Source organism: Psychrobacter sp. 1Y4, from assembly GCF_051847555.1.
Map to the genome: position 1 here is coordinate 1 of NZ_JBPYDE010000113.1, position 1,149 is coordinate 1,149.

1 protein-coding gene is annotated in these 1,149 nt (G+C 38.6%); it reads left to right on the forward strand.

What is annotated here, in order from left to right; all coding sequences use genetic code 11:
* Nucleotides 1-385: 385 nt before the first annotated feature.
* Nucleotides 386-1,149, forward strand: a 764-nt coding sequence (locus ACS8FC_RS14600) for an META domain-containing protein (protein ID WP_439297295.1), incomplete at its 3' end; no start/stop codon positions are given.

Consider the following 1,149-nt stretch of genomic DNA (forward strand, 5'->3'; position numbering starts at 1 on the left):
CTTCAGTATTAAAAACATGGCTAAAGCTAAGCCTGCAGAAATCAATGATTAGATAAGAGATACATCGCAAGTTCTATTGTTTTTAGATGCGTGCTCATTAAAGATAATATCGGGGATAGCTAATATGTGTTAGCTATCCTTTTTTTGTCCATGAAATTCATGACATTAGATAGCAAAATAATAAAAGAATTTAAAACATAATAAAAATCAACATTTTATTACATAAGCTAATAATGCTCGGTCTATAGTGGTTAATCTAACGTGATTATAATAACGATATTCCAGAATAGTTAATTAAATATTTATTCAGAAGATACAAGACCAGTAAGTATATAGAAATAAGTAATCGAGAAAATTGAGATACGCTTACTAAGAGGTTCGTAATATGGTAGGTAGAGCTAAAAAATCAGCACTGACAACGTTTTTATTGCCCAGTATAGTGGCGGCAAGCTTGATGCTGAGCGCTTGCCAAAAAGAAGACGTTTCTAATGAAAACGAGATATCAGGTACATCTGACATTAGTGAAACCACAGACGCATTATCTAGCGCAAACCTTTTAACAGATAACGAGCCAGCAATGGATAAACCTGGCTCGACTAAATTAAGTGCTGAAGAAAAGCTCATAACCACCTTATCCCGTCATCGCTGGACATTAATGAGTGCAATGGATGCCAATGAAAAGCCTATGCCTGAGTTTGCGGATATCAATAGTCAGGTGACCCTAGTGTTCAATCAAGACACACTCAGCTACAGCGTTGGCTGCAATATGGTGAGCGCTGCTTATGAGCTACAGGGACATGCTTTGAGCACTGAGGAAGTCATGAGCACCAAAATGTCTTGCAGCGATCTTGATATGGCAGAAAACACATTAAACACATTAATGCTCGGCAGCAGTGAATTAAAAATGGAGCAAGGTGAAAGTCCAGTATTGACCCAATTTACTGACGACGATGTGACTTTGGTTTGGAGTGGTAAACTCACACCTCAAGCGAAATACAACAGTAAGGGCGAGACGTTATTTTGGGCAGTGAAAGCCAAAGAAGTCAATTGTGATATGAATGGTGAAAAGCAGTGTCTCCAAGTTAGGCCCGTCACTTACAACGACCAAGGTGTTAAAGTTCGTGAAGGGAAGTGGAGAGTATTTGCAGG